At 67.9% G+C, this 24,615-nt stretch carries 20 protein-coding genes; 14 read left to right on the top strand and 6 right to left on the bottom strand.

The window, feature by feature from the left end:
- Window positions 1-9: 9 nt before the first annotated feature.
- Window positions 10-1,539, top strand: a complete 1,530-nt coding sequence (locus AC24R4_RS09465) for a class I adenylate-forming enzyme family protein (protein WP_400395488.1) — start codon at window positions 10-12, stop codon at window positions 1,537-1,539.
- Window positions 1,536-2,519, top strand: a complete 984-nt coding sequence (locus AC24R4_RS09470; protein ID WP_400395486.1) for a tripartite tricarboxylate transporter substrate binding protein — start codon at window positions 1,536-1,538, stop codon at window positions 2,517-2,519. The genes AC24R4_RS09465 and AC24R4_RS09470 overlap by 4 nt, the downstream gene beginning before the upstream one ends.
- 211 nt (window positions 2,520-2,730) lie before the next feature.
- Here AC24R4_RS09470 and AC24R4_RS09475 read toward each other — a convergent pair whose 3' ends face one another.
- Window positions 2,731-3,525, bottom strand: a complete 795-nt coding sequence (locus tag AC24R4_RS09475; protein ID WP_400396575.1) for an enoyl-CoA hydratase/isomerase family protein — start codon at window positions 3,523-3,525, stop codon at window positions 2,731-2,733.
- A 172-nt stretch (window positions 3,526-3,697) separates the two neighbouring features.
- Here AC24R4_RS09475 and AC24R4_RS09480 point away from each other — a divergent pair, with 172 nt between their 5' ends.
- Window positions 3,698-4,600 (top strand): LysR family transcriptional regulator, encoded by a 903-nt coding sequence (locus tag AC24R4_RS09480; RefSeq protein ID WP_153949424.1) that lies wholly within the window; start codon window positions 3,698-3,700, stop codon window positions 4,598-4,600.
- A 33-nt stretch (window positions 4,601-4,633) separates the two neighbouring features.
- Here AC24R4_RS09480 and AC24R4_RS09485 read toward each other — a convergent pair whose 3' ends face one another.
- The 4 genes from AC24R4_RS09485 to AC24R4_RS09500 form a co-directional block, all read right to left on the bottom strand.
- On the bottom strand, window positions 4,634-6,166 hold the full coding sequence (locus AC24R4_RS09485; protein WP_487522826.1) for a class I adenylate-forming enzyme family protein: 1,533 nt from the start codon (window positions 6,164-6,166) through the stop codon (window positions 4,634-4,636).
- A 165-nt stretch (window positions 6,167-6,331) separates the two neighbouring features.
- The gene (locus AC24R4_RS09490; RefSeq protein ID WP_153949426.1) at window positions 6,332-7,294 is read right to left on the bottom strand and encodes a Bug family tripartite tricarboxylate transporter substrate binding protein; all 963 of its coding nucleotides are present in this window, start codon (window positions 7,292-7,294) and stop codon (window positions 6,332-6,334) included.
- A gap of 145 nt (window positions 7,295-7,439) precedes the next feature.
- The gene (locus AC24R4_RS09495; RefSeq protein WP_487522827.1) at window positions 7,440-8,426 is read right to left on the bottom strand and encodes a tripartite tricarboxylate transporter substrate binding protein; all 987 of its coding nucleotides are present in this window, start codon (window positions 8,424-8,426) and stop codon (window positions 7,440-7,442) included.
- A 23-nt stretch (window positions 8,427-8,449) separates the two neighbouring features.
- On the bottom strand, window positions 8,450-9,637 hold the full coding sequence (locus AC24R4_RS09500; RefSeq protein WP_487522828.1) for a CaiB/BaiF CoA transferase family protein: 1,188 nt from the start codon (window positions 9,635-9,637) through the stop codon (window positions 8,450-8,452).
- 212 nt (window positions 9,638-9,849) lie between these two features.
- Between AC24R4_RS09500 and AC24R4_RS09505 the strand changes: the two genes are divergently transcribed.
- From AC24R4_RS09505 to AC24R4_RS09530, 6 genes are all read left to right on the top strand, one after another.
- Window positions 9,850-11,409: a long-chain-fatty-acid--CoA ligase gene (locus AC24R4_RS09505; protein ID WP_487522829.1), complete on the top strand. Its 1,560-nt coding sequence runs from the start codon at window positions 9,850-9,852 to the stop codon at window positions 11,407-11,409.
- A gap of 66 nt (window positions 11,410-11,475) precedes the next feature.
- Window positions 11,476-12,660, top strand: a complete 1,185-nt coding sequence (locus tag AC24R4_RS09510) for a lipid-transfer protein (RefSeq protein WP_487522830.1) — start codon at window positions 11,476-11,478, stop codon at window positions 12,658-12,660.
- Between the two features lie 10 nt (window positions 12,661-12,670).
- Window positions 12,671-13,126: a MaoC family dehydratase N-terminal domain-containing protein gene (locus tag AC24R4_RS09515; RefSeq protein WP_487522831.1), complete on the top strand. Its 456-nt coding sequence runs from the start codon at window positions 12,671-12,673 to the stop codon at window positions 13,124-13,126.
- Window positions 13,123-13,539: a MaoC family dehydratase gene (locus AC24R4_RS09520; protein WP_487522832.1), complete on the top strand. Its 417-nt coding sequence runs from the start codon at window positions 13,123-13,125 to the stop codon at window positions 13,537-13,539. The genes AC24R4_RS09515 and AC24R4_RS09520 overlap by 4 nt, the downstream gene beginning before the upstream one ends.
- A gap of 21 nt (window positions 13,540-13,560) precedes the next feature.
- Window positions 13,561-14,391 (top strand): SDR family NAD(P)-dependent oxidoreductase, encoded by an 831-nt coding sequence (locus AC24R4_RS09525; RefSeq protein WP_487522833.1) that lies wholly within the window; start codon window positions 13,561-13,563, stop codon window positions 14,389-14,391.
- 28 nt (window positions 14,392-14,419) lie between these two features.
- Window positions 14,420-15,568: an acyl-CoA dehydrogenase family protein gene (locus AC24R4_RS09530; protein ID WP_487522834.1), complete on the top strand. Its 1,149-nt coding sequence runs from the start codon at window positions 14,420-14,422 to the stop codon at window positions 15,566-15,568.
- Window positions 15,569-15,624: 56 nt separating this feature from the next.
- On the opposite strand, the gene AC24R4_RS09535 is transcribed toward AC24R4_RS09530, so the two are convergent.
- The gene (locus tag AC24R4_RS09535; protein WP_487522835.1) at window positions 15,625-18,396 is read right to left on the bottom strand and encodes a winged helix-turn-helix domain-containing protein; all 2,772 of its coding nucleotides are present in this window, start codon (window positions 18,394-18,396) and stop codon (window positions 15,625-15,627) included.
- Between the two features lie 202 nt (window positions 18,397-18,598).
- Here AC24R4_RS09535 and AC24R4_RS09540 point away from each other — a divergent pair, with 202 nt between their 5' ends.
- The 5 genes from AC24R4_RS09540 to AC24R4_RS09560 all read left to right on the top strand — a co-directional run bounded on the left by AC24R4_RS09540 (window position 18,599) and on the right by AC24R4_RS09560 (window position 24,613).
- Complete coding sequence (locus tag AC24R4_RS09540) at window positions 18,599-20,278, top strand: long-chain fatty acid--CoA ligase (RefSeq protein WP_487523003.1); 1,680 nt, start codon at window positions 18,599-18,601, stop codon at window positions 20,276-20,278.
- A 121-nt stretch (window positions 20,279-20,399) separates the two neighbouring features.
- Window positions 20,400-21,203, top strand: a complete 804-nt coding sequence (gene dkgB, locus AC24R4_RS09545; protein WP_487522836.1) for a 2,5-didehydrogluconate reductase DkgB — start codon at window positions 20,400-20,402, stop codon at window positions 21,201-21,203.
- 28 nt (window positions 21,204-21,231) lie between these two features.
- Window positions 21,232-22,368, top strand: a complete 1,137-nt coding sequence (locus tag AC24R4_RS09550) for an alkene reductase (protein ID WP_487522838.1) — start codon at window positions 21,232-21,234, stop codon at window positions 22,366-22,368.
- Between the two features lie 152 nt (window positions 22,369-22,520).
- Window positions 22,521-22,961 carry an auxiliary protein of the heavy metal cation-transporting efflux system HmyCBA gene (locus AC24R4_RS09555; protein WP_487522839.1) on the top strand — a complete coding sequence of 147 codons (441 nt, stop codon included), beginning with the start codon at window positions 22,521-22,523 and terminating at the stop codon, window positions 22,959-22,961.
- A 194-nt stretch (window positions 22,962-23,155) separates the two neighbouring features.
- Window positions 23,156-24,613 (top strand): TolC family protein, encoded by a 1,458-nt coding sequence (locus AC24R4_RS09560; RefSeq protein ID WP_487522840.1) that lies wholly within the window; start codon window positions 23,156-23,158, stop codon window positions 24,611-24,613.
- The last annotated feature ends 2 nt before the right edge of the window (window positions 24,614-24,615 follow it).

Consider the following 24,615-nt stretch of genomic DNA (forward strand, 5'->3'; position numbering starts at 1 on the left):
ACGGCTAGCGTGACCACCCGGATTCATGAGCTGCTTGACCATTGGTTGGCCGAGGCCCCCGATCAACCGTTTCTCCACCTGCCGGACGGCCGCAGCCTCAGCTTTGCCGATCTGGGCGCGCTGACGGACACGGCCGAGGCGGAACTGCGCGAACTCGACGTGCGGCCCGGTGACCGCGTGATGGTGGTGGCCGAGAACTGTCCCGAGCACGCCGCGCTGATCCTGGGCTGCAGCCGCGTGGGCGCGTGGTCGTGCGGCGTCAATGCCCGCATGGCCGACGGCGAGATCGATGCCTTCGCCGCCCGTGCCGATGCCCGGCTGGTGTACTTCACCGCCGCGGCGTCGCGCGCCGCCGCCGCGCACGCGCAACGTTTCGGGGCCGCACCGTCGGGGCTGCCGGGCATGCATCGGTCGGCGGTGCGTGCCGATGCCCTGCAGGAGCCGGCGCCGCTGCGCGACGACGTGGCCGCCCTGATCTTCACATCGGGCACCACGGGCGAGCCCAAGGGCGTGATGCTGACGCATGACGCCCTGATCCATTTCGCCCGAGTGACGCGCGATGCCCGTGCGCTAGGTCCGGCCGACCGCAGCTATGCCTTCGTGCCGATGACCCATATCTTCGGCCTGGGCACCGTGCTGCTCAGTTCGCTGCTGGCCGGCGCGCAGCTGGTGATGCGGCCGCAGTTCGATCCCGCCGACCTGCTCGACGCGCTGGCCCGTCACGGCGTGTCGCAGTTGCAGGGGCCGCCCACGCTGTTCTCGCGGCTGCTGGCTTACCTGCAGGAACAGGGCATCGCGCAGCCGGTGGCGCCGGCGCTGCGCTACCTCTACACCGGCGCGGGTCCGCTCGACCTGTCGCTGAAGACGCGCGTGGAAGCGACGTTCGGCCTGACGCTGCACCATGGCTATGGCCTGTCCGAATATGCGGGATCGGTCCATGTGACGCGCCTGGGCGAACAGCGCGCCGATACCAGCGCGGGCTACGCCGTGGCCGAGGCCGAGGTGCAAGTGACAGATCCCGTCACCGGCCTGCCATTGCCGCTGGGCCAGCGCGGCGAACTCTGGCTGCGGGGCAGGGGGCTGATGCCGGGCTACTTCCGCGATGCGGCGGCGACGGCGGCGGTGATGCGCGAGGGCGGCTGGTACGCCAGCGGCGACCTCGGCGAGATGCATGCCGATGGCGCGCTGTTCGTGGTCGGTCGCCTCAAGGAGATGATCATCCGCTCGGGCTTCAACGTCTACCCGGCCGAGGTGGAGTCCGCGCTCAACACCCATCCGAGCATCCAGCGGTCCGCGGTAGTCGGCGTGGCCGAGGGCGACGGCAACGAGGAGATCGTCGCCTTCGTGGAACTGCGCCCCGGCGCGGCGCTGGAACCGGAGGCGTTGCGCAGCCACCTGCACGGCCGCCTGGCGCCGTACAAGCGGCCGGCGCGCATCGTGGCGCTGCCCGAACTGCCCACCAATATCAACGGCAAGATCCTCAAGCGCGTGCTGCAGGAGCAGGCCGGTTCGATGTCGACCCAAGGAGACCCAGCATGAACCCATCGTCCGCCATGCGCAGGCGCCTGTTGGCCGCCGGCCTGTTCGGCGCCGCAGCGCACCCGTTTGCGTCGTTCGCCACGGAAACGTGGCCGGCCAAGCCCGTGCGCGTGATCGTGCCATTTCCGCCTGGCGGTCCGGTGGACAGCACCGCGCGCATCTTCAGCCAGAAGCTGGGCGAGATCTGGAAGCAACCGATCGTCATCGACAACCGCGCCGGCGCGGGCGGCACCATCGGCGCCACCATCGCCGCCAAGGAAGCCCCCGATGGCTACACGCTGTTCCTGGGATCGATCCATCACGCGGTCAACCCGTCGCTGATGGGCAAGCTGCCGTACGATATCGAGAAGGACTTTGCGCCAGTCAGCTTTGCCGCGATGTTCCCGGTGTTCGTCGTTGCGCATCCGTCGGTGCCCGCCAGCAACATCAAGGATCTGATCGCCTACGCCAAAAGCGGCCACACGCTGGCCTACGGGTCGTCCGGCAATGGTGGCGGCACGCATCTGGCGGGCGAGCTGTTCAACATCGAAGCGGGCACCAAGCTGCAGCACGTACCGTACAAGGGCAGCGGGCCAGCCATGAACGATCTGCTGGGTGGCCAGGTGCAGCTGATGTTCAGCGACGCGCCTACCGCGCTGCAACATATCAAGTCGGGACGCATCAAGGTGCTGGGCGTGGCCAGCCGCAAGCGTTCGGGCATGTTGCCCGACGTGCCGACCGTTGCCGAATCGGGGCTGCCCGGCTACGAGGCCTATTCCTGGGCCGCACTGTTCGCGCCGGCCCAGACGCCGAAGCCGATCCTCGACAAGATCAATGCCGATTTCAACGTCGCCATGAAGGACGCCGGCGTCAAGCAGCGGCTGCTGCAGGCTGGCGCCGAAGCGGACGCCGGCACGCAGGACCAGATGCGCCAGCGCCTGCACAGCGAAATCGAGAAGTGGCGCAAGGTGATCCAGACGGCGGGGATTACGGCGGGGTGAGCGTCAAGCCAATGCGATTTCCGCCGTTATGCGCTCCCCTCTCGCACGCCGTGGGGGAGGCGTTGGGGGTGAGGGCGTTGAGGCTCTGCTTGCCGATATGTCGATGATAGAGCCGCCAAGCCCTCTCCCCCGGCCCCTCTCCCGCAATGCGGGAGAGGGGAGCAAACCAGCGGGAGATGGGAGCAAACCGGCGGGAGATGGGAGCAAACCGTCAGCCTGCTACAGCCGGCCACTGGAACAGCGGCGGCTCTTTTTCCTTGAAGCGGCGCACGGCCTCGTGGTGGTAGTCGGTGGTAAAGGCGATGCCCTGGCCGAGCGATTCCAGTTCCAGCATGGTGCGCACGTCGGCACCGTTCGACAGATTCAGCGCCCGCTTGGTCAGCGCGAAGGCCGTCGGCGACGCCCCGGCCAGTCCGCGTGCCAGCTGCGCGGCGCGTGCGTGAAGCTGGTCCTGTTCGACGATCTCGAACACGGCGCCCATCTGCCGGGCTTCTTCAGCGCCGACTTCTCGGGCGCTGAAGACCAGGTCCCGGGCGCGTGCCATGCCCACCACGCGCGGCAGCGTGTACAGTGCGCCGCAATCGGGCACCAGGCCGACCTTCATGAACGGCATGCAAAAGCGCGCGCGCGGCGTGGCCACGATGAAATCGGCCAGCAATGCCAGGCTGAAGCCGGCGCCATACGCCACGCCATCCACGGCGGCCACGACCGGGCGGTCCAGATCGACAAGCAGGGCGATCCAGCCGTGCAGGTCGTCCATGCGATTGCGCCCGGCGTCGGCGGCGGTGACGTTCATCGCGCGGATATCGCCGCCGGAGCAGAAGTCGGTGCCGGCGCCGCGCAGCACCACGGCACGCACCGTACGGTCGGCGCGGATCTGCTGCACGGCGTCGCGCAGGGCATCGCGCATCGGGCCGTTCAGTGCGTTCTTGTTCTGGGGGCGGTTCAGCGTCAGCGTGGCAATGCCGTCGGCGATGTCCACCAGCAAGGTCTGTTCTTCTGCCATCGGGTGTCTCCATGAGGGTTCGATGGCACAGCTTGACCGATGCGCGGCCGCGCGGCTATTTGCATGTTTTGAATCCGGCATTCGCCGGCAGTGAAGGCGTCTCGGTAATTGCGAGAATGGAAAAAGTGCCGGCGTTCGGGGGATAATCGCTGGTTACCCTGGAGACAACGACATGCGCTTCGATCTGGTCGATCTGAATCTCTTCACGCATATTGCGGAAGCCAGCAGCCTGACCCGCGGTGCAGAACGTTGCCACCTGTCGCTGCCGGCGGCCAGCACGCGCATCAAGAACCTGGAAGAGCAGGTGGGGGTCAAGCTGCTGAGCCGCAGCAGCCAGGGCGTGAAGGTCACGCCCGCCGGCGAGACACTGCTGGCCCACGCGCGCCGGGTGCTGCGGCAGATCGAGCAGCTCAGCGGCGACCTGCAGGAGTACGCGTCCGGCATCAAGGGCCATGTGCGGGTGTTCGCCAACACCACGGCCATGAGCGAGTTCCTGCCCGGGGTGCTGCGTACGTACCTGGTCAATCATCCCGACGTCACCGTCGATATCCGCGAGCGGCTCAGCCCCGACATCGTGCGGGCCGTGCAGGAAGGCATGGTCGATATCGGCATCGCCGCCAGCGGCGTCAACATGGACGGGCTGGAGGTGATGCCGTACCGGCTAGACCGCCTGGTGCTGGCCACGGCGCTGAGCCACCCGCTGGCCCAGCGCAAGCGGGTGCGGTTTGTCGAGACGCTGGACTACGACTTCATCGGCCTGCCCGAGGAAAGCGCGATCCACAACTTCCTGAAACGCGCCGCCTCCGACCTGCAGCGCCAGTTGCACTGGCGCATCCAGGTCAGCAATTTCGAGACGGCGGGCCGGATGATCGAGGCCAATGTCGGCATCGGCGTGCTGCCGGAGAGCACCGCGCGCCGCCATGCGCAGACCATGGCGCTGAATATCGTGCAGATCGAGGACGACTGGGCCGAACGCAAGCTGCAGATCTGCGTGGCGGACCTGGACGCGCTGCCGGTCTTCGCGCGCAAGCTGGTGGACCTGCTGGTGGAAGACGGCACCGGCAACCCGGCCTGACGGCCGAGCGCGCGGGTGCCTGGGCGCGGAAAGCTAGGCCATTTCGGCGACGATGCCGCGCAACTGGTGCTTGTGCAGCTTGCCGCTGGCGGTAGTGGGAATGGCCGGTACGCGCACGATCTGCGCGGGGCGCTTGTACGGCGACAGCCGCTCGGCAAGATAGGCGTGCAGTTCGGCGGCATCGAAGGTCTCGCCCTCGCGCAATTCCACGAATGCCACGATCTCCTCGTTGCCATCGGCCGCGGGTCGGCCAACCACGGCGGACATCCGCACCGACGGGTGCGTGTTGATGACCGATTCCACCTCGATCGGATAGACGCTGAAACCCGAGCGGATGATCAGGTCGCGCGTGCGCCCGACGATATACAGCGCGCCATCCGGCCCCAGCCGGCCGATATCGCCCGTGTTGAGCCAGCCGTCGGGGCGCAGGGCCTCCGCCGTCTGGATGGGGTCCCGATAGTAGCCGCGCATGACGCCAGGGCCTTTCACCCATAGCTCGCCAGCCGTGCCCGGTGGCACCGTTTCGCCGTGGGCATCGACGATGCGCAGTTCGGCCCCTTCGACAATCTCGCCGGCCGAGCAGTCGCTGCGCGGGCGGTCCATGCGGGTAATGAACAGCGAACCCGCGTATTCGGTCATGCCATAGCCATGGTGCAGCGGCTGGCCGAAGACGGCTTCGACGTTGCGCTTGAGCGTGGGCTCCAGCGGGCCGCCGCCGGTATAGAGATAGCGCAGGCGTTTGGGGTGCAGCGTCGCGATGCCCTGTTTCTGCAGGTGCACCAGGATGCGGCTGAACATGGCCGGCACGCCCTGCAGGATGGAGATCGCGTCGCGTTGCAGCGCGGCGCAGGCGTCGGTGACATTGAACCGGGCCACCAGGTACAGGCTGCCGCCGCCCTGGAAGGTGGCCAGCAGCAGCGTGGCGAGCCCGAAGATATGGGACATCGGCATCACCGCGTAGGCGCAGTCGCCCGGCCCGATCCTGCGGGTGTCGGCCGTGACGCGCGCATAGTGCAGCAGGCCGCGATGCGTGACCATCACGCCCTTGGGCTGGCCCGTGGTGCCCGACGTGTAGATCAGCGCGGCCACCTCGTGCGCCAGCGCCTGTGGCTCGCGCTCGCTGCGCGCGTCCACATCGGCAGCCATCAGCGGCCCCAGTCCGGGCGGGGCGATCTCGCGGGCGCGGTAGCGCAGGCCGTGGCGCAGCGCATCGGGGGATGCGGCGTGCGTGAACAGCATCAACCGCGGCGTGCAGTGTGCGCGGATTTCCTCGATCTCGCGCGCCGTCAGCCGGGCGTTGGTCACCACCGGCCAGGCGCCCAGTTCGGATAGCGCAAAGACCAGCGTGATGACCGCCAGGCAATTTTCGCCGGTGATCATGACCCGGTCGCCGGTGCCGACGCCCTGGCCCTCCAGATACTGCCGCGCCAGCCCGACGCCTTCCCAGAGCTGCGCAAAGCTCACCGTGCGCTCGCCTTCATGCACGGCCACGTGGTCGGGCGCATGGGCCGCCCAATGGCGGGGAATGTCGCTGATGCGATTCGCGATGGCTCGGTCCTGCGGCATCTCGCTCAAGTCCTTTGCAGAGTGGATTTCGGAGTGGCGCCGGCCCCCGCAGTCACACGGATGCCGGCTCGTCGCAGTGTATGGGCAGCCAGGGGGCCGCGCAATTCGTCATCGGGAAAGCGGTACTTCGCCGGGGCGGAACGGCGCGCCCCGGGGGGTGGCAAGCTATTCCACCTCGATCCTGGCTGTCTTGACCACGTTGCCCCACAGGGCCAGTTCCTTCTTGATACGGTCCTGCAGCGGCGCCGGGCCGGTGATGTTCAGGTCGTAGCCGCCGTCGGCCATGCGGGCGCGGAACGCCGGGTCCTGGCCCACGGTCTGCTGGGCCTTGACCAGCCGGTCGGTCACGTCGGCAGGCATGCCGAGCGGGCCGACCAGCCCGTACCAGCCGGTCAGGTCATATTGCTTGAGCCCCGACTCGACCAGCGTGGGCACCGTTGGCAGCGCGGCGTTGCGGGTCTTCGACGTCACGGCCAGCGCGCGCACCTTGCCGCCCTGGATATGGCCGATGGCGGTGCCGGTGATGTCGAACATGAACGTCACCTTGCCGCTGATGACGTCGGCCATGGCCGGTGCGTTGCCCTTGTACGGCACATGCAGCATCTTCACGCCGGTCATCTGCGCCAGCAGTTCGGCGGACAGGTGGTTCGAGGCGCCGATGCCGGCCGACCCGAAGCTCACATCGCCCGGATGCTTGCGCGCATACGACACAAGTTCGTCGACGTTCTTCGCCGGGAAGTCCTTGTTGATGAGCAGGACGTTGGTGTAGTCGGTAATCAGACCCACGTAGGTGAAGTCCTGCGCCGGCTTGAAGCTGACCGATTTCTGGATCAGCGGCGTCATCGTCATCGTGGGGCTGGCCACGAAGTAGAGCGTGTAGCCGTCGGGCTTGGCGCTGGTGGTCATGCCGGCCGCGATGGCGCCGCTGGCACCGGCGCGGTTATCGACGATGACCGGCTGCTTGAGCACGCGGCCCATGTAGTCCGCGTAGATGCGCGCGGCGGTGTCAACGGGGCCGCCCGGCGCATAGCCCACCAGCAGCCGCACCGGGCGCGAGGGATAGGTGTCGGCCAGGGCCGCTCCGTGGGCCAGCGCCAGCACGGCGCCGGCAAGCATGATTCGCAGCATGGTCTCCTCCTGTTTCTGTATCAGGCTGTTGTTGGGGAGACTTTGCGGCACGCCCGCCGGTCAGGCAATTTGCATTTGTTGAAGGTGGGCTTTGTTGAAGCGATAGCGGGCACGCCGGCCCGCTTCCCGCCTTGCCCGCCAGGCTTCAGTCGAGCTGGATGCGTGCCGTGCGCACGATTTCCGCCCATTTCGGGGTGTCGTTGCTGACCACCGTGGCCAGTTCGGCCGGGCTGGAGGCCACCGGTTGCAGGCCCATGGCGGCAAGCCGCTGCGACACGTCGGGCTGCTTCACGATACGGCCGATTTCGGCCGCCAGCCGGTCGGCAATCGGCTGCGGCGTACCGGCGGGCAGGAACATGCCGAACCAGCCATTGGGCTCGAATCCGCGCAGGCCGGCCTCCGAAAACGTGGGGACGGCTGGCAGCGCCGCGTGCCGCTGCGTGCCCGTGATGCCCAGCACGCGAAACTTGCCGCCGGCCAGGTAACTGTTGGCCGACGTGACATCGACAAACGCGGCATCCACCTGACCGCCAAGGATGTCGCTGACCAGCGGCGCCGCGCCCTTGTACGGAATATGGACGATGTCGATGCCGGCCTGGATCTTGAACTGCTCGCCATGCAGGTGCGACGACGTGCCGTTGCCGTACGAGCCGTAGCTGAGCTTGCCGGGGCTGGCCTTGGCCAGCGCGATGAACTCGGCCAGCGTGCGCGCCGGCACGCGCGACGGCACCACGAACAGGTCGGACGAACGCGCTACCAGCGACACGGGCAGGAAATCCCGCTCCACGTTGTATGGCATCTTCCGGTACAGGCTGGGCGACTGGATCATCGCGGTGATGGCCAGCAGCAGCGTGTACCCGTCGGGCGCGGCCTTGGCGACGATGTCGTTGCCCAGGATGCCGCTGGCGCCGGGCTTGTTGTCGACCACCACCGGTTGCTTCCAGGCCTGCGCCAGCTGCTGCCCGATCAGCCGCGCGATGGTATCGGCACCGCCACCCGCCGGATACGGTACGACCAGCCGTAGCGGCCGGCCTGGATAGGTGCTGTCGGCCCGGACGGGCCAGCTTGCCAATGCCGCCGCGCCGCCCAATGCCGCGGCCTGGCCCATCCAATGTCTCCTGCTGTGCTGCATGTCAGTCTCCCAGGTCTGGTCTTTTATGTCGCGTCGCCCGGCGCGATGACGCCTGCGCGGGCCAGGGCCGTGACTTCGTCGTCGCCATAGCCCAGCTCGGCCAGGATGGCCCGGCTCTGCCGGCCAAGCGTCTCGCCGGCATGGCGATAGGCCGGCGGCGTTGCCGAATAGCGCACGGGATGGGCAATCTGCGGCAGCGTGTCCGCATCGCCCGGGTCAGTGACGGGCACATCGACCACCATGCGGCGCGCGCGCAACTGCGGATGGCAGGCCGACTCCTCCAGCGTGAGCACGGGTTCCACGCAGCAGTCCACGTTGGCAAACACCGCGCACCAGTGCGTATATGGCTGGCTGCGGAACACGTGGGCGATCTCGCGCTTCAGGCGCGGCATGTCGGCTTGCGCCAGCGCGAACCATTCCGGACGCCCCATCGCATCGCAGAAACGTTCGAGAAATTGCGGTTCCAGGCTGCCGACCGAGAAATGCCGGCCGTCGGCCGTGGCGTAGTAGTCATAGAAGGCGCCGCCGTTCAGGCGCTCCGACCCCGGGCGCGGGGCAGGGCTGCCGGCCAGGTGGGCCGCACCCGACATGGCGTTCAGGCTGAACGCGGCATCGGTCATGCTGACATCCACGTGCTGGCCCTCGCCGGTGCGGTGCCGGTGCGCCAGTGCCGCCAGGATGGCCACGCTGGCGTGCAGGCTGCCGCCCGCGATATCGGCCACCTGGATGCCCAGCGGGGCGGGATGGTCGTGGCCGTTGTAGCTGGCCGCGCCGGCAATGGCCAGGTAGTTGATGTCGTGGCCGGCGCGGTTGCGGTAGGGGCCGTCCTGCCCGTAGCCGGTGATCGAGCAGTAGATCAGCGCCGGCTGGATGGCGCGCAGCTGCTCGTAACCCAGGCCCAGACGGGTCATGACGCCGGGCCGGAACTGCTCGACCACGATGTCATGCGTGCGCAGCAGCCGCTGCACGATCCCGATGGCCTCGGGCTGCTTGAGATCCAGTGCCAGCGAACGCTTGTTCCGGTTGAGCCAGGCGTGGACGGCCGATACGCCATGCCGTTGCGGTGCCAGCCGCCGCACGGGATCGGCACGCGTGGGTGCCTCGATCCGGATCACGTCGGCGCCCAGGTCCGCCAGCGCCAGGGTCGCGAACGGCCCCGGCAGCAGCGTCGAAAAGTCCAGAACCCTCAGCCCTGCCAGCGGTCCGCTCATGCCCGTGTCACCCGTGTGTTGAAGTCCGGCCGATTCTTTCACCGGGGGCAAGGCCTGTCTTGGTCCGTTCGGACCAATCGCACCGCAGCATGCAAATTGGTTCGTTCGGAGCACGACACGGCGCCGGGGCGTCCGTACAGTCGGTGCCCAGGACATGACATTCACCGCCAGGCCATGCACCTGGCGTTCGCATCACATCAAGGAGGCGACACATGTATCTGACGCAGGGGCTGCATCGCTGCATGCAGCAGACGCCCGAGAGCCGTGCCAGCGTCTTTGGCGGCCGCACCCGTACGTTCCGGGCATTGCATGACCGCGTGGCGCGGCTGGCCGGTGCGCTGCGGGCGCTGGGCATGGCGCCCGACGACCGCGTGGGCATGCTGGCGCTGAACTCGGACCGCTATATCGAATACATGCTCGCGGTGTGGTGGGGCGGCGGCGTGCTGAATCCGGTCAATATCCGCTGGAGCGTGCCCGAGATCGTGTATTCGCTGGACGATTGCGATACCGGCATCCTGATCGTCGACGACCAGTTCGTGCCGATGGTGGCCGGCATCGTGGCCACGGCCAGGCGGCCGCCGCGCGTGATCTACGCTGGGGAGCGCGAAGTGCCTGACGGCATGCTCGACTACGAGGCGCTGATCGCCGAGGCCGGGCCGGTGGCCGACGTGTTCCGTGGCGGCGAGGACCTGGCCTCGATCATGTACACGGGCGGCACCACCGGCAAGCCCAAGGGCGTGATGCAGTCGCACCTGAATCTCTGGGCATCGGCGGTCTCGCGCATGGCCGAGTTTCGCACCGGGCATGGCACCTTCGTGTCGCTGCACGTGGCGCCGCTGTTCCACACCGCTGCGATGGCGCGGGCCGTCGGGCATATCGTGGCCGGCGACGTGCAGGTGATCCATCCGGGGTTTGCCCCGGCGGCGGTGCTGCAGACCATCGAGCGCGAGCGCATCGAGGAACTGATGATGGTGCCGACGATGCTGCAGGCCGTGCTGGACGATCCGTCCTTTGGCGATCACGACCTGTCGAGCCTGCAGCGCATCTACTACGGCGCCTCGCCGATTGCGGCCGGGGTGCTGGACCGCGCGCTGGCGGCCATGCCGGACGTCGCGTTCTATCACGCCTATGGCATGACCGAGGCGTCGCCGGTCATCAGCGTCAATCCGCCCGACAACCATGGCCCGGCGGGTCGCGCCAGCGGCCTGTATCGCTCGGCGGGGCGCGCCGGCTTCGGCGTGACGATGCGCATCGTCGATCCGCAGGGCAACGAACTGCCGCGCAATCGCGTGGGCGAGATCATCGTGCGCGGCGCCAATATCACGCGCGGCTACTGGAACCGGCCGCAGGAGACCGCGCAGGCGCTGCGCGACGGTTGGCTCTACACCGGCGATGGCGGCTACATGGACGACGACGGCTACCTGTTCATCGTGGACCGGCTCAAGGACATGATCGTCACCGGCGGCGAGAACGTCTATTCGGCGGAAGTGGAGAGCGTGCTGTCGCTGCATCCGGAGGTGGCCAGCTGCGCGGTGATCGGCATTCCCGACGAACGCTGGGGCGAGGCCGTGCATGCGGTGGTGGTGCCGCGCGCCGGAATGTCGCCGACCGACGTGGCGTTGCGCGAGCATTGTCGCGCGGCGCTGGCCAGCTACAAGTGCCCCAAGAGTTTCGAGTTCCGGCCGGCGCTGCCGCTGTCGGCCGCCGGAAAGATCCTCAAGCGCGATCTGCGCGAGCAGTACTGGCGCGGCCAGACGCGCCAGGTGAGCTGAACCGCTTTACCCGATTTCCCCGATTCCCCCGGTTTCACGCATTCCCCAATCTTCAAGGAAACGAACATGAGCAGGAAAGTGTTGGTTGCAGGCGTCGGCATGATTCCGTTCACCAAGGCCGGTGCCAGCGATGACTACCCGGTCATGGGTGCCAACGCGGCTCGCGCGGCGCTGGCCGATGCCCGCGTCGATTACGCGCTGGTGGAGCAGGCCTACGTGGGCTATGTGTACGGCGACTCCACGGCCGGCCAGGCCGCCATCTACGGCGTGGGGCTGACCGGCATCCCGGTCATCAACGTCAACAACAACTGCGCCACCGGATCGACGGCGTTGTTCCTAGCGCGCCAGGCGGTGGCCAGCGGCGCCATCGAGTGTGCCATCGCGGTGGGTTTCGAGCAGATGGTGCCCGGTGCCTTGAAGGGCGCCTATACCGACCGTCCGTCGCCGATGGCCCGCTTTGTCGATGCCATGCAGGCCATCCAGGGGTTTGATGAAACCGCGCCACGTGCCGCCCAGTTCTTCGGCGGCGCAGGCCGCGACTACATCAAGGAATACGACATCCGGCCCGATACGTTCGGCCGCATCTCGGTCAAGGCGCGCCAGCACGCTGCGCGCAATCCGTTCGCGGTGTTCCGCAATACGGTCACGCTGGAAGAGGTGATGGCGTCGCCCGCCGTGTTCGAGCCGCTGACCCGCCTGCAATGCTGCCCGCCCACCTGTGGCGCGGCGGCGGCCATCGTGTGCTCCGAAGACTTCGCGAAGCGGCACGGCCTGGATACGCGCGTGGCGATTCGCGCCCAGTCGATGACCACCGACCGGAACAGCACGTTCGACGAAGGCGACATGCGCAAGGTGGTGGGCTACGACATGACCCGGGCCGCCGCGCAGGCCGTGTACGAGGCATCGGGCGTGGCGCCCACCGACATCGACGTGGTGGAGCTGCACGACTGCTTTACCGCCAACGAGCTGATCACGTATGAAGGGCTTGGCCTGACGCCCGAAGGCACCGCCGAGAAATTCATCCTCGACGGCGACAACACCTATGGCGGCCGCGTGGTGACCAATCCGTCCGGCGGCCTGCTGTCGAAGGGGCATCCGCTTGGCGCAACGGGCCTGGCGCAATGCGCCGAACTGGTATGGCAACTGCGTGGCCAGGCGCAGGACCGGCAGGTGGCGGGCGCGCGACTGGCGCTGCAGCACAACCTTGGCCTGGGCGGCGCCTGCGTGGTGACGCTGTACGAGCGTCAGTAAGGAGTCCCAGATGCTGGACAAGAAACATATCGGCACGGTGGTGTCGCGCCACGTGGCCGAGGTGGAAGCCGGACGCCTGCGCTTCTTCGCCAAGGCCACGGGCCAGGCGGACGCCCGCTACACCGATGCCGAAGCCGCCAAAGCCGCAGGGTATCCGGGGCTGCCGGTGCCGCCGACATTCCTCTTCTGCCTGGAAATGGAGGCGCCGAATCCGCGCGCCACGCTGGACCTGCTGGGCATCGATATTGGCCGCGTCCTGCATGGCGAACAGGCGTTCCGCTACCACCGCATGGCGTTCGCCGGCGAGCGGCTGCACTTCGAGACGCGCATCGCGGACATCTACGAAAAGAAAGGCGGGGCCCTGGGCTTCGTGGTGCGCGACACGCGCGTCACCGATGCCGACGGCGCCGCCGTGGCGGACCTGCGCAGCGTGGTCGTGGTGCGCAACAGCCAGGAGGCCGCATGAATCCGGTTCGATTCGAAGCACTGGAGGTGGGCAGCACGCTGCCGCCGTTCACCGCCGAGCCGCTGAGCCGGCTCACGCTGGCGCTCTACGCCGGGGCATCCGGCGATCACAACCCGATCCACGTCGACACCGACTTCGCCAGACGCGCCGGCATGCCCGATGTGTTTGCGCACGGCATGCTGTCGATGGCCTATCTTGGCCGCCTGTTGACAAACTGGGCCCCACAGCACGCGATCCGCGAGTTCTCGGTGCGTTTCGCGGCCATCACCCATGTGGGCGATGTGGTCTCGTGCACGGGCGTGGTCACGCAGAAGGACGAGGCGGCGGGGACGGTGCGCATCGCACTGACCACGCGCAACCAGCAGGGCGACATCAAATTGACGGGCGAGGCGCTGATCGTGCCCGGCCGCTGAACATCAAGGGAGACAACACAAATGAGCAAGCTCAATGGCAAGGTTGCCATCGTATCGGGTTCGGGCCGTGGTATTGGCCGCGAGATTGCGCTGAAGCTGGCCGGCGAGGGCGCCGCCGTGGTGGTCAACGACCTGGACGCCGAGCCGGCGAATGCCGTGGTGCGCGAGATCGTGGCGGCAGGCGGGCGGGCCGTGGCCTGCACGGGCAGCGTCACCGAAGCGGACTTCGGCCAGCGTTTCGTACAGACCGCGCTGCAGTCGTTCGGCGCGCTCGACATCATCGTCAACAACGCCGGCTATACGTGGGACAACGTGATCCAGAAGATGACCGACGAACAATGGTCGTCGATCATGGACGTGCACGTGACGGCACCGTTCCGCATCCTGCGCGCGGCGGCGGACCATTTCAGGGAGACCGCCAAGGCGGAGGCCGAGGCCGGCCAGGAGATCTTCCGCAAGGTGGTCAACATCTCTTCGGTGTCGGGCGTGATGGGCAATGCGGGCCAGGCCAACTATTCGGCCGCCAAGGCCGCCATCAACGGGCTGACCCGCGCGCTGGCCAAGGAGTGGGGCCGCTACAAGGTCAACGTCAACAGCGTGGCCTTCGGCCTGATCAAGACACGCCTGACCGAAGCCGTGGCCGGAGACGGCAACAACTCGACCATCGACATCGCCGGCAAGGAGATCAAGGTGGGCGTCAATGCGCAGTTGATGAAGAACGTCGAGGCCATGATCCCGGTGGGGCGCGGTGGCACGCCGGCCGAGGCCGCCGGGGCGGTCTACCTGCTGTGCATTCCGGAGTCGAACTACATCAGCGGCCAGGTGCTGGTGGTGGGCGGCGGACGTCCATGAACCACGCGCAACGCAAAGGAGCACAGCCATGCCGACAAGCCAGAGCCCGTGGATGACCGAGGATCTGTCGATATTCCAGGACGCGATCCGCAAGTTCATCGAGCGCGAACTCGTGCCGCACGAGGAACGCTGGGGGAAGCAGCAGCATGTGGACCGCGAGACCTGGCGCAAGGCCGGCGAGGTCGGCATGCTCTGCGCCAGCATTCCCGAAGCCTATGGCGGCGGGGGCGGGTCGTTCGCGCATGAAGCGATCATCGCCTACGAGCAGGCGCGCGCCATGGCGACCAGCCTGGGTACCAACGTGCACAGCGCCATCGTGGCGCACTACATCCTGCGCTATGGCTCCGAGGCGCAGAAGCAGCGGTGGCTGCCGAAGATGGCCACCGGCGAGATGGTCGGCGCGATTGCGATGTCGGAGCCCGGCGCCGGATCGGACCTGAAGAGCGTCAAGACGCGCGCGGTGCACGACGGCGCGCACTATGTCATCAACGGCTCGAAGACCTTTATCTCGAACGGCCTGCTGGCCGACCTGGTCCTGGTGGTGGTCAAGACGGACCCGGACAAGGGTGCGAAGGGCGTGTCGATCGTGGTGGTGGAGACGGCCGGGCTGGAAGGCTTCCGGCGCGGCCGCGTGCTGGAGAAGATCGGGCAGAAGGGGCAGGACACCGCCGAGCTGTTCTTCGACAACGTGCGCGTGCCCCGCGAAAACCTGCTTGGCGCCGAGGAAGGGCGTGGCTTCTACCAGCTGATGCAGCAGCTGCCGCAGGAACGCATGGTGATCGCGCTGGGCGCACTGGGGTCGATGGAGCGTGCGCTGGAGACGACTGTGGCCTACGTGCGCGACCGGCAGGTCTTCGGCGCGCCGTTGCTGGCGATGCAAAACACGCGTTTCAAGCTGGCCGAATGCAAGACGCACGCCACCGTGGCGCGTGCCTTTGTCGATGACTGCATGGGCAAGGTGCTGCGCGGCGAGCTGACCGCCGAGACCGCGGCCATGGCGAAGTGGTGGTGCACGCAGAAGAGCTGCGAGATCATCGACGAATGCCTGCAGTTGCACGGTGGCTACGGCTACATGGCCGAGTATCCGATCGCGCGGCTCTACGTCAACGCGCGCGTGGGCAAGATCTACGGCGGGTCGAACGAGATCATGAAGGAACTGATCGCGCGGACGTTGTAGGCGGGCTGGGCTTTTCTCCCCTCTCCCGCCTGCGGGGAGGGGAGCCTTTCAGCCAGTCAGTCCAGCAACCCCCTCGCGCGCGCAATCGCCACCACCTCGGTGCGGCTTTGCGCGCCAAGCTTGGCGCTGATGCGGCGCAGGTGCGATTTCACGGTCAGTTCGGAGACGAAGAGCTTCTCGGCAATCGCGCGATTGCGGTGGCCCAGCGACAGCATCCGCAGGACGTCGAGTTCGCGGGCCGTCAGCGCGTCGAGGCCCGCGTCCGGTGCGGGCGGGCTCTGGAATGGCGACGGGGCGGCCGTGCCAGTGTTTTCCGACATGCCCATGCGCGCCAGCAGCGCCGGCACGAAGGTCGCGGCCACGCCGGACACCGTGCCGCCGCGTTGCGTGACCAGCCACCGCCGCAGCAGGCCGGCCAGGCGGTCGCCTTCGTCGGCGAAGGTGCGGATCAGTCCCTCGTGGCTGGCCACGCGCAGGGCGGCGGTCAGCGCGTCGAAGGCGGCCCGTTCCTCGCCCACCGAATCGAGCGCCATCGCATGCAGCAACCGCAGCTTGAGCAGGCGCCAGTGGCGCTGCTGCGCGGCAGCCGTGGCGATGGCGGCAGCCAGTGCATCGCACACCGCGCGACTGGGGCCGCGGGCAATGTCGAGCCGCCAGCGCGCTATCGTCGGGGTGTCCACCTCATTGCCGTAGCCGGCGTCGTCGAGGGCTTCCCACGCGCCGTGCGCCTGCGCGGCATCCAGCGACTGCGCGGCGGCATCGAGTGCGCCGTCGAGCGTGGCCACACGTGCGCGCTCGAGCCACGCCGAGCAGATTGCCCGCTGCGATTGCACCTGGCGGCCCAGTTCATCGAGTTCGTGCAGGCGGCGGTGCCAGAGGTCGCGATCGCCGCGCGCCAGCGCAATCCGGGCGCTGAGGATATGGCAGGTCGTCATCGAATCGACCGGGCCGGTCATCTTGGCAAACGGCAGCGTGTCGTTGACAAAGCGCGCCGCTTCATCGATCTGGTCCGATTCATAGACCAGCAGCCCCAGGATCACGCCCGCCGCGGCGCGGCCGCCGGTGACCGCGTCCGGACGCTCCTGCCACGCCTGCTGTGCCGTGCGCAGCCGGGCCATCGAACGTCCCAGCCTGCCGTGGATCAGGTCGATGATGCTCTCCAGGCAGTCGGCCACGCTGCGCAGCAATGCGGCCCCGGGCGCGGCCCCGAGCCGACCGCTGGCACCGGCATGGGCCAGCACCTGGCGCGCTTCGTCGTGCCGGCGCCCCGACACCAGGCCATATGCCACCGAATTGGCCAGCATCCAGTACTGGAACGAGTCGTCGGGTGGCAGGCGGTCGAGCAGCGGCAGGCCGGTGCGGCGGCAGGCATCGATCTGGTCCGTCATCGCGAACAGCACGCAACGGAGCGTTTCGGCCTGCAGCTGCACCGCTTCGCGTGCCGCGTCGGCGGTCGTGTCGTCTGCAATCTGCTGCACCGTGGCCATGGCTTCGTCGAAGCGGCGGTTCAGCAGCAAGGTCCATGCGGCGCTGATGCGCACGCGCGGGTCGGCGGTACGCAGCTTGTCGCGGACCAGATCGAACCAGCGGGACAGCAGCCTGACGCGCCCGTTGTTGAGCAGGGCGTCGGCGTGCTGTGCCATCAGTGCGATGGCTTCGTGGTGCAGGCCCGCGCGCAGCAGATGATCGATGGCAGGGACGGGCCGGTCGGCCGCCAGATACCAGCGCGCTGCCGCTGCGTGCAGCGCGGCTTCGCGTGCCGGGTCGAGCGCGTGCAGCCGATGCTGCAGGAAGCTGGCGAACAGGCTGTGGTAGCGGTACTCGTCGTGTTCGCCGTTGAGCGGGAACAGGAACAGGTTGTTGCGCTCCAGCGTGGCCAGCATGGCCTGGCTATCGGTGCGGCCCAGGATGGCATCGCACAGCGGCGCCGACAGTTGCGACAGGATGCTGGTTTCGAGCAGGAAGCTGCGCACGGCGTCGGTCTGCCCGCCGAGGATGTCCTCGGCAAGATACTCGGCCAGTTCGGTGTTCGAGCCCGAAAACGACGAGACAAAGCGGCCGTAATCGGTGCGCTGCCGCAGCGACAACGTGGCGAGGAAGATGGCGGTCGCCCAGCCCTCGGTATAGCGGTGCAGCCTCGATATCTCCGCATCGCCGAGCGGAAGGCCGCATTTGTCGCGGATGAACACCGTGGCTTCGGGCAGGGTGAACCGCAGTGCGCCAGGTTGCAGTTCCAGCAGATTGCCCCGGGCGCGGAGGCGGCCCAGGCCGAGCGCAGGCATGGTGCGCGAGGCCACCACCAGCGTGCCGACGGGCGGCAGCGATTCCAGCAGCAGCTGCACGAAGTTCAGCACGGATTCGCTCTGGATCGTTTCGAAGTCGTCGAGCAGGATCGCGAACGGTGCCTTCTGCGAGGCTACGGCGGCAATCACGCTGGCCGCCAGCCGTTCGGCGGAGGCCGATGCCTGCGGCGTGTCGGGCGCGAGTGCGCGCAGCCCCGCGCCCAGGTGCCCCAGGAAGCGCGGCAGGTCGTTGTCGGCGGCATCCAGCCGCAGCCACGCCGTGGTGTGCCCCAGCGACTGCCGCGCGGCCAGGTACTGCTGCATCAGCGTGGTCTTGCCGAAGCCGGCCGGCGCACGGATCAGCACCAGCCGCGCGCTGTGGGCGGTCAGCATGCTGTCCACCAGGTGCGGACGTGCCAGATGGGACTCGGCACAGGCCGGTGGCACCAGTTTCGACGCAACAATCGTCGGCATCGTCGGCATCGCCTGCGGCCTCGCGGTGCCGTCGGCGTCGTGCCGCCGCGCACCCGGCGGGCTGGGCTGCATGGCGGAGGGTCTCCTGGATCGATGTTCTTGTGGCCGCGATTGTTACATGGGTTTTGCGCGCATGGATACCCGGGGCCGCCCCGGTTTGCGGCAGGCGAAGGCCCGATTCGCAAATCGCAAATACGCAAGGCGGCGCCCCGTACTATCGTTGGGCGGCCTGCCTCCCCGATGACTTCCAGACTCCACGATGACCCTCCCATCCATGGTGCCCGCATCGACCGCCTGCCGCGCTGCGCACTGGCCGTCAGGGCTACCGCGCACGATCCACGTACCGGCCACCAGCCTGGTCTACAACGTCGAACACGCGGCGCGCCGCTATCCCGGCAAGACGGCGATCCAGTACTTTGGCACCGCCATTCCGTACACGCAGCTGCTGGAAGAGATCGAGCGGCTGGCCGGCTACCTGCAGCAGGACTGCGGCGTCCAGCCCGGTGACCGCGTGATGCTGTGCGCGCAGAATTGCCCGCAATACATCATTGCCAGTTACGCAATTCTGCGGGCCGAGGCCGTGCTGGTGCCGGCCAACCCGATGTGGCTGACCGGCGAGATCGAACATGTGGCGGCCGACAGCGGCGCACGCGTGGCCATCGTTGCCGAAGACCTCTATGCGCAGGTGGCGCCGCTGCACGGGCAGGCCATCGAACGCGTCATCACCTTTGCCTATGCCGATGCGCTTGCCGACGACGGCGGCCTGCCGGTGCCCGGGTGGGTACGGGATCGCAACCCGCCGCCCGCGTCCGGCACGGCCGGGCCGGCCACGACGTGGCTGGCGGCGATTGCGGCAAAGCGCGTGCCGTGGCCGCACCAGGCCGGCCCGGACACCCTGGCGCTGCTGGCCTACACATCGGGCACCACCGGACGGCCGAAGGGATGCATGCACACGCATCGCTCGCTGATGTGCGCGGCGGCCGGTTCGCAGGTCTGGCGCGCAAACGGGCCCGAGAGTGTGTTCCTGGCCGTGGCGCCGCTGTTCCACATGCTCGGCCTGCAGAACGGCATGCACGCGCCGCTGTACCTGGGCGCGACCATCGTGCTGATGCCGCGCTGGGATGCGGCGCTGGCGGCGGCGCTGATCGAGCGTTTCCGGGTCACCAACTGGAATGCACCCCCGGCGATGCTGGTGGACTTCTTTGCGCAGCCCGGCATCGATGCCCGCGACCTGTCCAGCCTGGCGTTCCTGGGCGGCGGTGGCGCGGCCATGCCCGAAGCGGTTGCCACCACGCTGCAAACGCGCTTCGGCCTGCCCTATGTGGAAGCGTATGGCATGACCGAGACGGCGGCGTTCATCCTGTCGAATCCGCGCCATCGCGCCAAGCGCGAGTGCCTGGGCGTGGCCACGTTCGGCGTGGACGCGCGCGTGGTGGACCCGGCCACGCTTGCCGAGCTGCCGCCCGGCGAAACCGGCGAGATCGTGCTGCACGGCGGTCAGATCATGGCCGGCTACTGGCGCAATGCCGAGGCCGACGCCGAAACCTTCATCGAGATCGACGGCAAGCGTTTCCTGCGCACGGGCGACCTGGGCTACGTGGACGACGAGGGCTACTTTTTCATGCGCGACCGGCTCAAGCGCATGATCAACGCCAACGGCTACAAGGTGTGGCCCGCGGAGGTGGAGAGTCTGCTGTACGGCCATCCGGCCATCCACGAGGCCTGCGTGGTCGCCGCGCGGGATGCCCGCCGCGGCGAAACGGTAAAGGCCGTGGTGGTGCTGAAGCCAGGACACCATGGGGCGCCGGGCACCGACGAGGCGTCGATCATCGCGTGGTGTAAAGAGCACATGGCGACCTACAAGGCGCCGCGCATCGTCCGCTTCGTGGAGGCGTTGCCCAAGTCCGGAACGGGCAAGATTCAGTGGCGCGTCCTGCAGGAGATGGAAGACTGACGCGGTCCATTGTTGATTTCAGATCAACATTTATTCGCCAATACGCGGCTTAATCTGCAAAGGTAGCTTCGGCATACTGCGGTCATTCCAGCTGAATCCGCAATGTCACAGGAGTTACCCGATGAGCATCCCGTCTTTTGGTGTTGGCACGTTCCGTCTGACCGGCCAGGCCGCCGTGGATTCGGTGCGTAACGCGCTGGATCTGGGCTACCGGGCGGTCGATACCGCGCAGATCTATGGCAACGAGGCCGACGTGGGCCAGGCCATCGACGAAAGCGGCATCAAGCGCGACGCGCTGTTCGTGACCACCAAGATCTGGACCGAGAACTACGCCGCCGACAAGCTCGTGCCAAGCCTGCGCGAGAGCCTGGACAAGCTGCGCACCGACTACGTGGACCTGACGCTGATCCACTGGCCGGCGCCGGGCAATGGCGTGTCGCTGCCCGAGTTCATGGGCGCGCTGGCCGAGGCCAAGGCGCGCGGCCTGACCCGCCAGATCGGCGTGTCGAATTTCAATATCGCGCTGACGCAGCAGGCCATCGACGTGGTGGGCCGGGGCGAGATCGCGACCAACCAGATCGAACTGAGCCCGTACCTGCAGAACCGCAAGCTCACCGCATACCTGAAGGAACAGGGCGTTGCCGTGACGTCGTACATGACGCTGGCCTACGGCAAGGTGCTGAAGGACCCGGTGCTGGCGCGCATCGCCGCGAAGCACAACGCCACGGTGGCCCAGGTGGCGCTGGCGTGGGCGCTGCAGCTTGGCTATGCGGTGATTCCGTCGTCGACCAAGCGCGAGAACCTGGCCAGCAACCTGCTGGCGCGTGACCTGACGCTCGATGCCGACGACATGGCGGCCATCGCCGCGCTGGAGCGCAACGGCCGCGAGGTCAGCCCCGCGGGCCTGGCGCCGGCGTGGGACTGATCCAATCGATCCACACAGGAGTTTCCCGATGCGCCAACCTTCGATCGAACCCGCTTCGCAGGCACCGCTGTTCCAGCCCCTGTCGCTGGGCCGCCTGACCCTGCCCAACCGCATCGTCATGCCGCCAATGACGCGTTCGCGCGCCAGCCAGCCCGGCGATGTGCCCAATGACCTGATGGCCAACTACTACGCGCAGCGCGCCGGCGCCGGCCTGATCGTCAGCGAAGGCACGTGGATTTCGCCGCTGGGCAAGGGCTATGCGTGGACGCCCGGCATCCATACGCCCGAGCAGGTGGCCGGCTGGCGCAAGGTCACGCGCGCCGTGCATGCCGCCGGCGGCCGCATCTTCGCGCAACTGTGGCACGTGGGCCGGCTCAGCCATATCAGCCTGCTGGACGGCCAGTGTCCGGTCTCGTCGTCGGCGATCCAGGCACAGGGCGTCAACGTCTTCGTGGCAGAGCGCGACGGCACGCCGGGCTTCGTGCAGGCATCGCAGCCGCGTGCGCTGAGCGTGGACGAGATCCACGCCATCGTCGACGAATACCGCCAGGCCGCGCGCAACGCGATGGCGGCCGGTTTCGACGGCGTGGAGCTGCACGCCGCCAATGGATACCTGGTCAACCAGTTCATCGACTCCGGGGCCAACCACCGCACCGACGAATACGGCGGATCGCTGGACAACCGCCTGCGCTTCCTGGGCGAGGTGGCCCAGGCGCTGATCGAGGGCACGGGCGGCAAGGATCGGGTGGGCATCCGCCTGGCGCCACTGACCACGCTGAACGGCTGCGTCGATGCGGACCCGGAAACCACCTATACGGCCGCGGCAAAGCGGCTGGGCGAGCTGGGCGTTGGCTACATCCACATTGCGGAGGCCGACTGGGACGATGCCCCGCATATGCCGCTGGCGTTCAAGCAGCGCCTGCGCGAGGTATTCCGGGGCGCGCTGATCTACGCCGGCAAGTACACCGCCGAGCGCGCCAATGCCGCGCTGCGCGAAGGCTGGGCCGACCTGATCGCCTTCGGCCGTCCGTTCGTGGCCAACCCCGACCTGCCCGAGCGCCTGCGCACCGGCGCCGCGCTGAATCCACACGACCGCAACACGCTGTTCGGCGGCGGGGCAGAGGGGCTGACCGACTATCCCGCGCTGTCCGCCAGGGCCGCCTGATATATAGAGCCATGCAAGACGGCGGCGCCCGGGCGCGCTCGAAAAGGAACTCATAGCCGTTTTCCTAGTCAATTGTTGCGTTCGGTTACAATGCTGTGCCGCACCAATGCTGTCGGCATTGTCTGCCCAATGTCTGCAATCGCGCCCCCATCTTGTTACGTTTCGTTCTCTTCCTGCTGACTGCCATGTGCCTGTCCGCGCTGTCCTTTGCGGCAGCGGCGAACGTGCGCGCGGCTGCGCCGCAAGTCGAGCCAGCGATCCATGCGGTCAAGGCGGCACCGGCCGAGGGGCCCGACTATGCGTCGCTGGCAACCGGCGACGACCTGGCCCAACTGGTGCTGCCGGGCGACCCCGATTTCGGTGCCGACGACGAGGTCGTCGATGATGGCCCGCCGCCGGGCTACTGCAATATCTGGTCGGCTGACCTGCTCGACCCGCTCGATCTGTTCGATGCGGTCGACGAAACCAGCGCACTCTTTGTCCTCCCCAATTTCGAACCCGCCGAATCCGTGAGCGACCGCTTCCAGGCGCCCACCGCGCGTACCACGTTCGAATCCGAAGGCCTGTTCCGGCCGCCCAATCTCCGCGCCTGAGTCTCCCGGCCACCGTCCCGGCTGATGCCGGACGGTGCGCTCGTCCTTGCCTTTGCGCCCCCTGATGCCCGCGACCGCCCTGCGTCGCGGCTGAAAGCGTTTGCCGTTTGCCGCCCGGTGTCCCGATGCCGGCCGGCACGCGGCGCGCCTGTCGTGGGTGGCCGGGCAAGCCGTACCGTTTGAACCATTCCGACATGAAGACCAAGACATCGTTGACCTGGGTCGCGTCGCTGTCGTTCGTGGCGGCGCCGGCCTGGGCCGTTCCGCCCGTGCCAGCCCCTGCGCCTGCCAACGCGCCTGCCAACGCACCCGCAAAAATGGCCCATACCGGCACGCAGGCCGGCGCTGGCCAGTTGCCGGCTGCGACACCCGCCACCGGCACCACGGCGCCTGGCATGAAGCTGGCGGCCAAGGCCATGCCGCGTGCCACCACGCCCGAGGCGGAATCCTTCGGGTTGCCGCAGTTGCTGGAACTCGCGCAATCGACCAACAAGGGCGCGGAGGCCGCGCAGGCCAATGTGGATGCTGCGACTGCCGCCATCAGTAGCGCCCGTGCGTATCCGAACCCGCAGGTGGAAGTGATGTACGGGCGGCTGTCCGGCAAGCAGCCGGGCGTGGCCAGCGGCAATGCGCCGTCGTATGCCGTCGTCCAGAAGTTCGACTATCCGAACCAGCGCAACCTGCGCCAGCAGATGGCCGGCCGTGGGCTCGAGGCATCCGAGGCCCAGCGCCAGACCTTCCGTGCCGAACTGGCCGCGCGGGTCAAGACGGCGTACTTCCAGGTGTTGCGGCGCGAGACCGAACTGGCCGCCGCGCGCGAGGACCTGAACCTGATGCGCCAGATCCAGGAGCGCGCCAAGGTGCGCGTGGATGTGGGCGAAGCGCCACGCTACGAGCTGATCAAGGCCGATACCGAACTGCTGGCGGCGCAGAAGACGCTGCAGACGGCCGAATTGCGCGTCGATCAGTCCAAGGCCACGCTGCGCCAGCAGGTGGGCGGCGCCATGCCGGTGCGCTTCGGGCTGGTGGGCAGCCTGGCCAATACGCCCGACGTGCCGAACCTGGCCCTGCTGCGCGACAGCATGCAGGCCAACAACGCCGAACTGAACCAGCGCCGCAGCGAACTGGAACGCGCCCGCCTGGGCGTGGACTACCAGCGTTCGCTGCGCTGGCCCGAGGTGTCGCTGCGCGCCAGTACCGATCGCCAGCCGGACAACAACGTCTCGCAGATCGGCCTGGTGATGACGATTCCGTTGTGGGACCGCCGCAGCGGCCCGGTGGGCGAAGCCACGGCGCAGGCCACGCAGGCGCGTACCGCGCTGGAGGCGCGCGAGTTCGAACTCGCGCAGGAGCTGGACACCGCCTACCAGCAGTATGAGATCACGCAGGCGCAGGTCACCGCGCTGGAATCGGGCATCGTGCGCGAAGCCGAATCGGCGCTGGGCGTGGCGGAAGCCGCCTACCGCTTTGGCGAGCGCGGCATTCTCGACTATCTCGACGCCCAGCGCGTGCTGCGCAATGCGCGCAGCGAACTGATCAACGCGCAGTACGAACTGCAGATCGCCGCCATCCAGATCGAAAAGCTCATGTCGGCCACGCCTGGCGCCGCTGCCGTCGTGCCCTCCCGGCCCGTCTCCCAGAATCTGAACTGAAC

Source organism: Cupriavidus sp. CER-90, assembly GCF_057652055.1.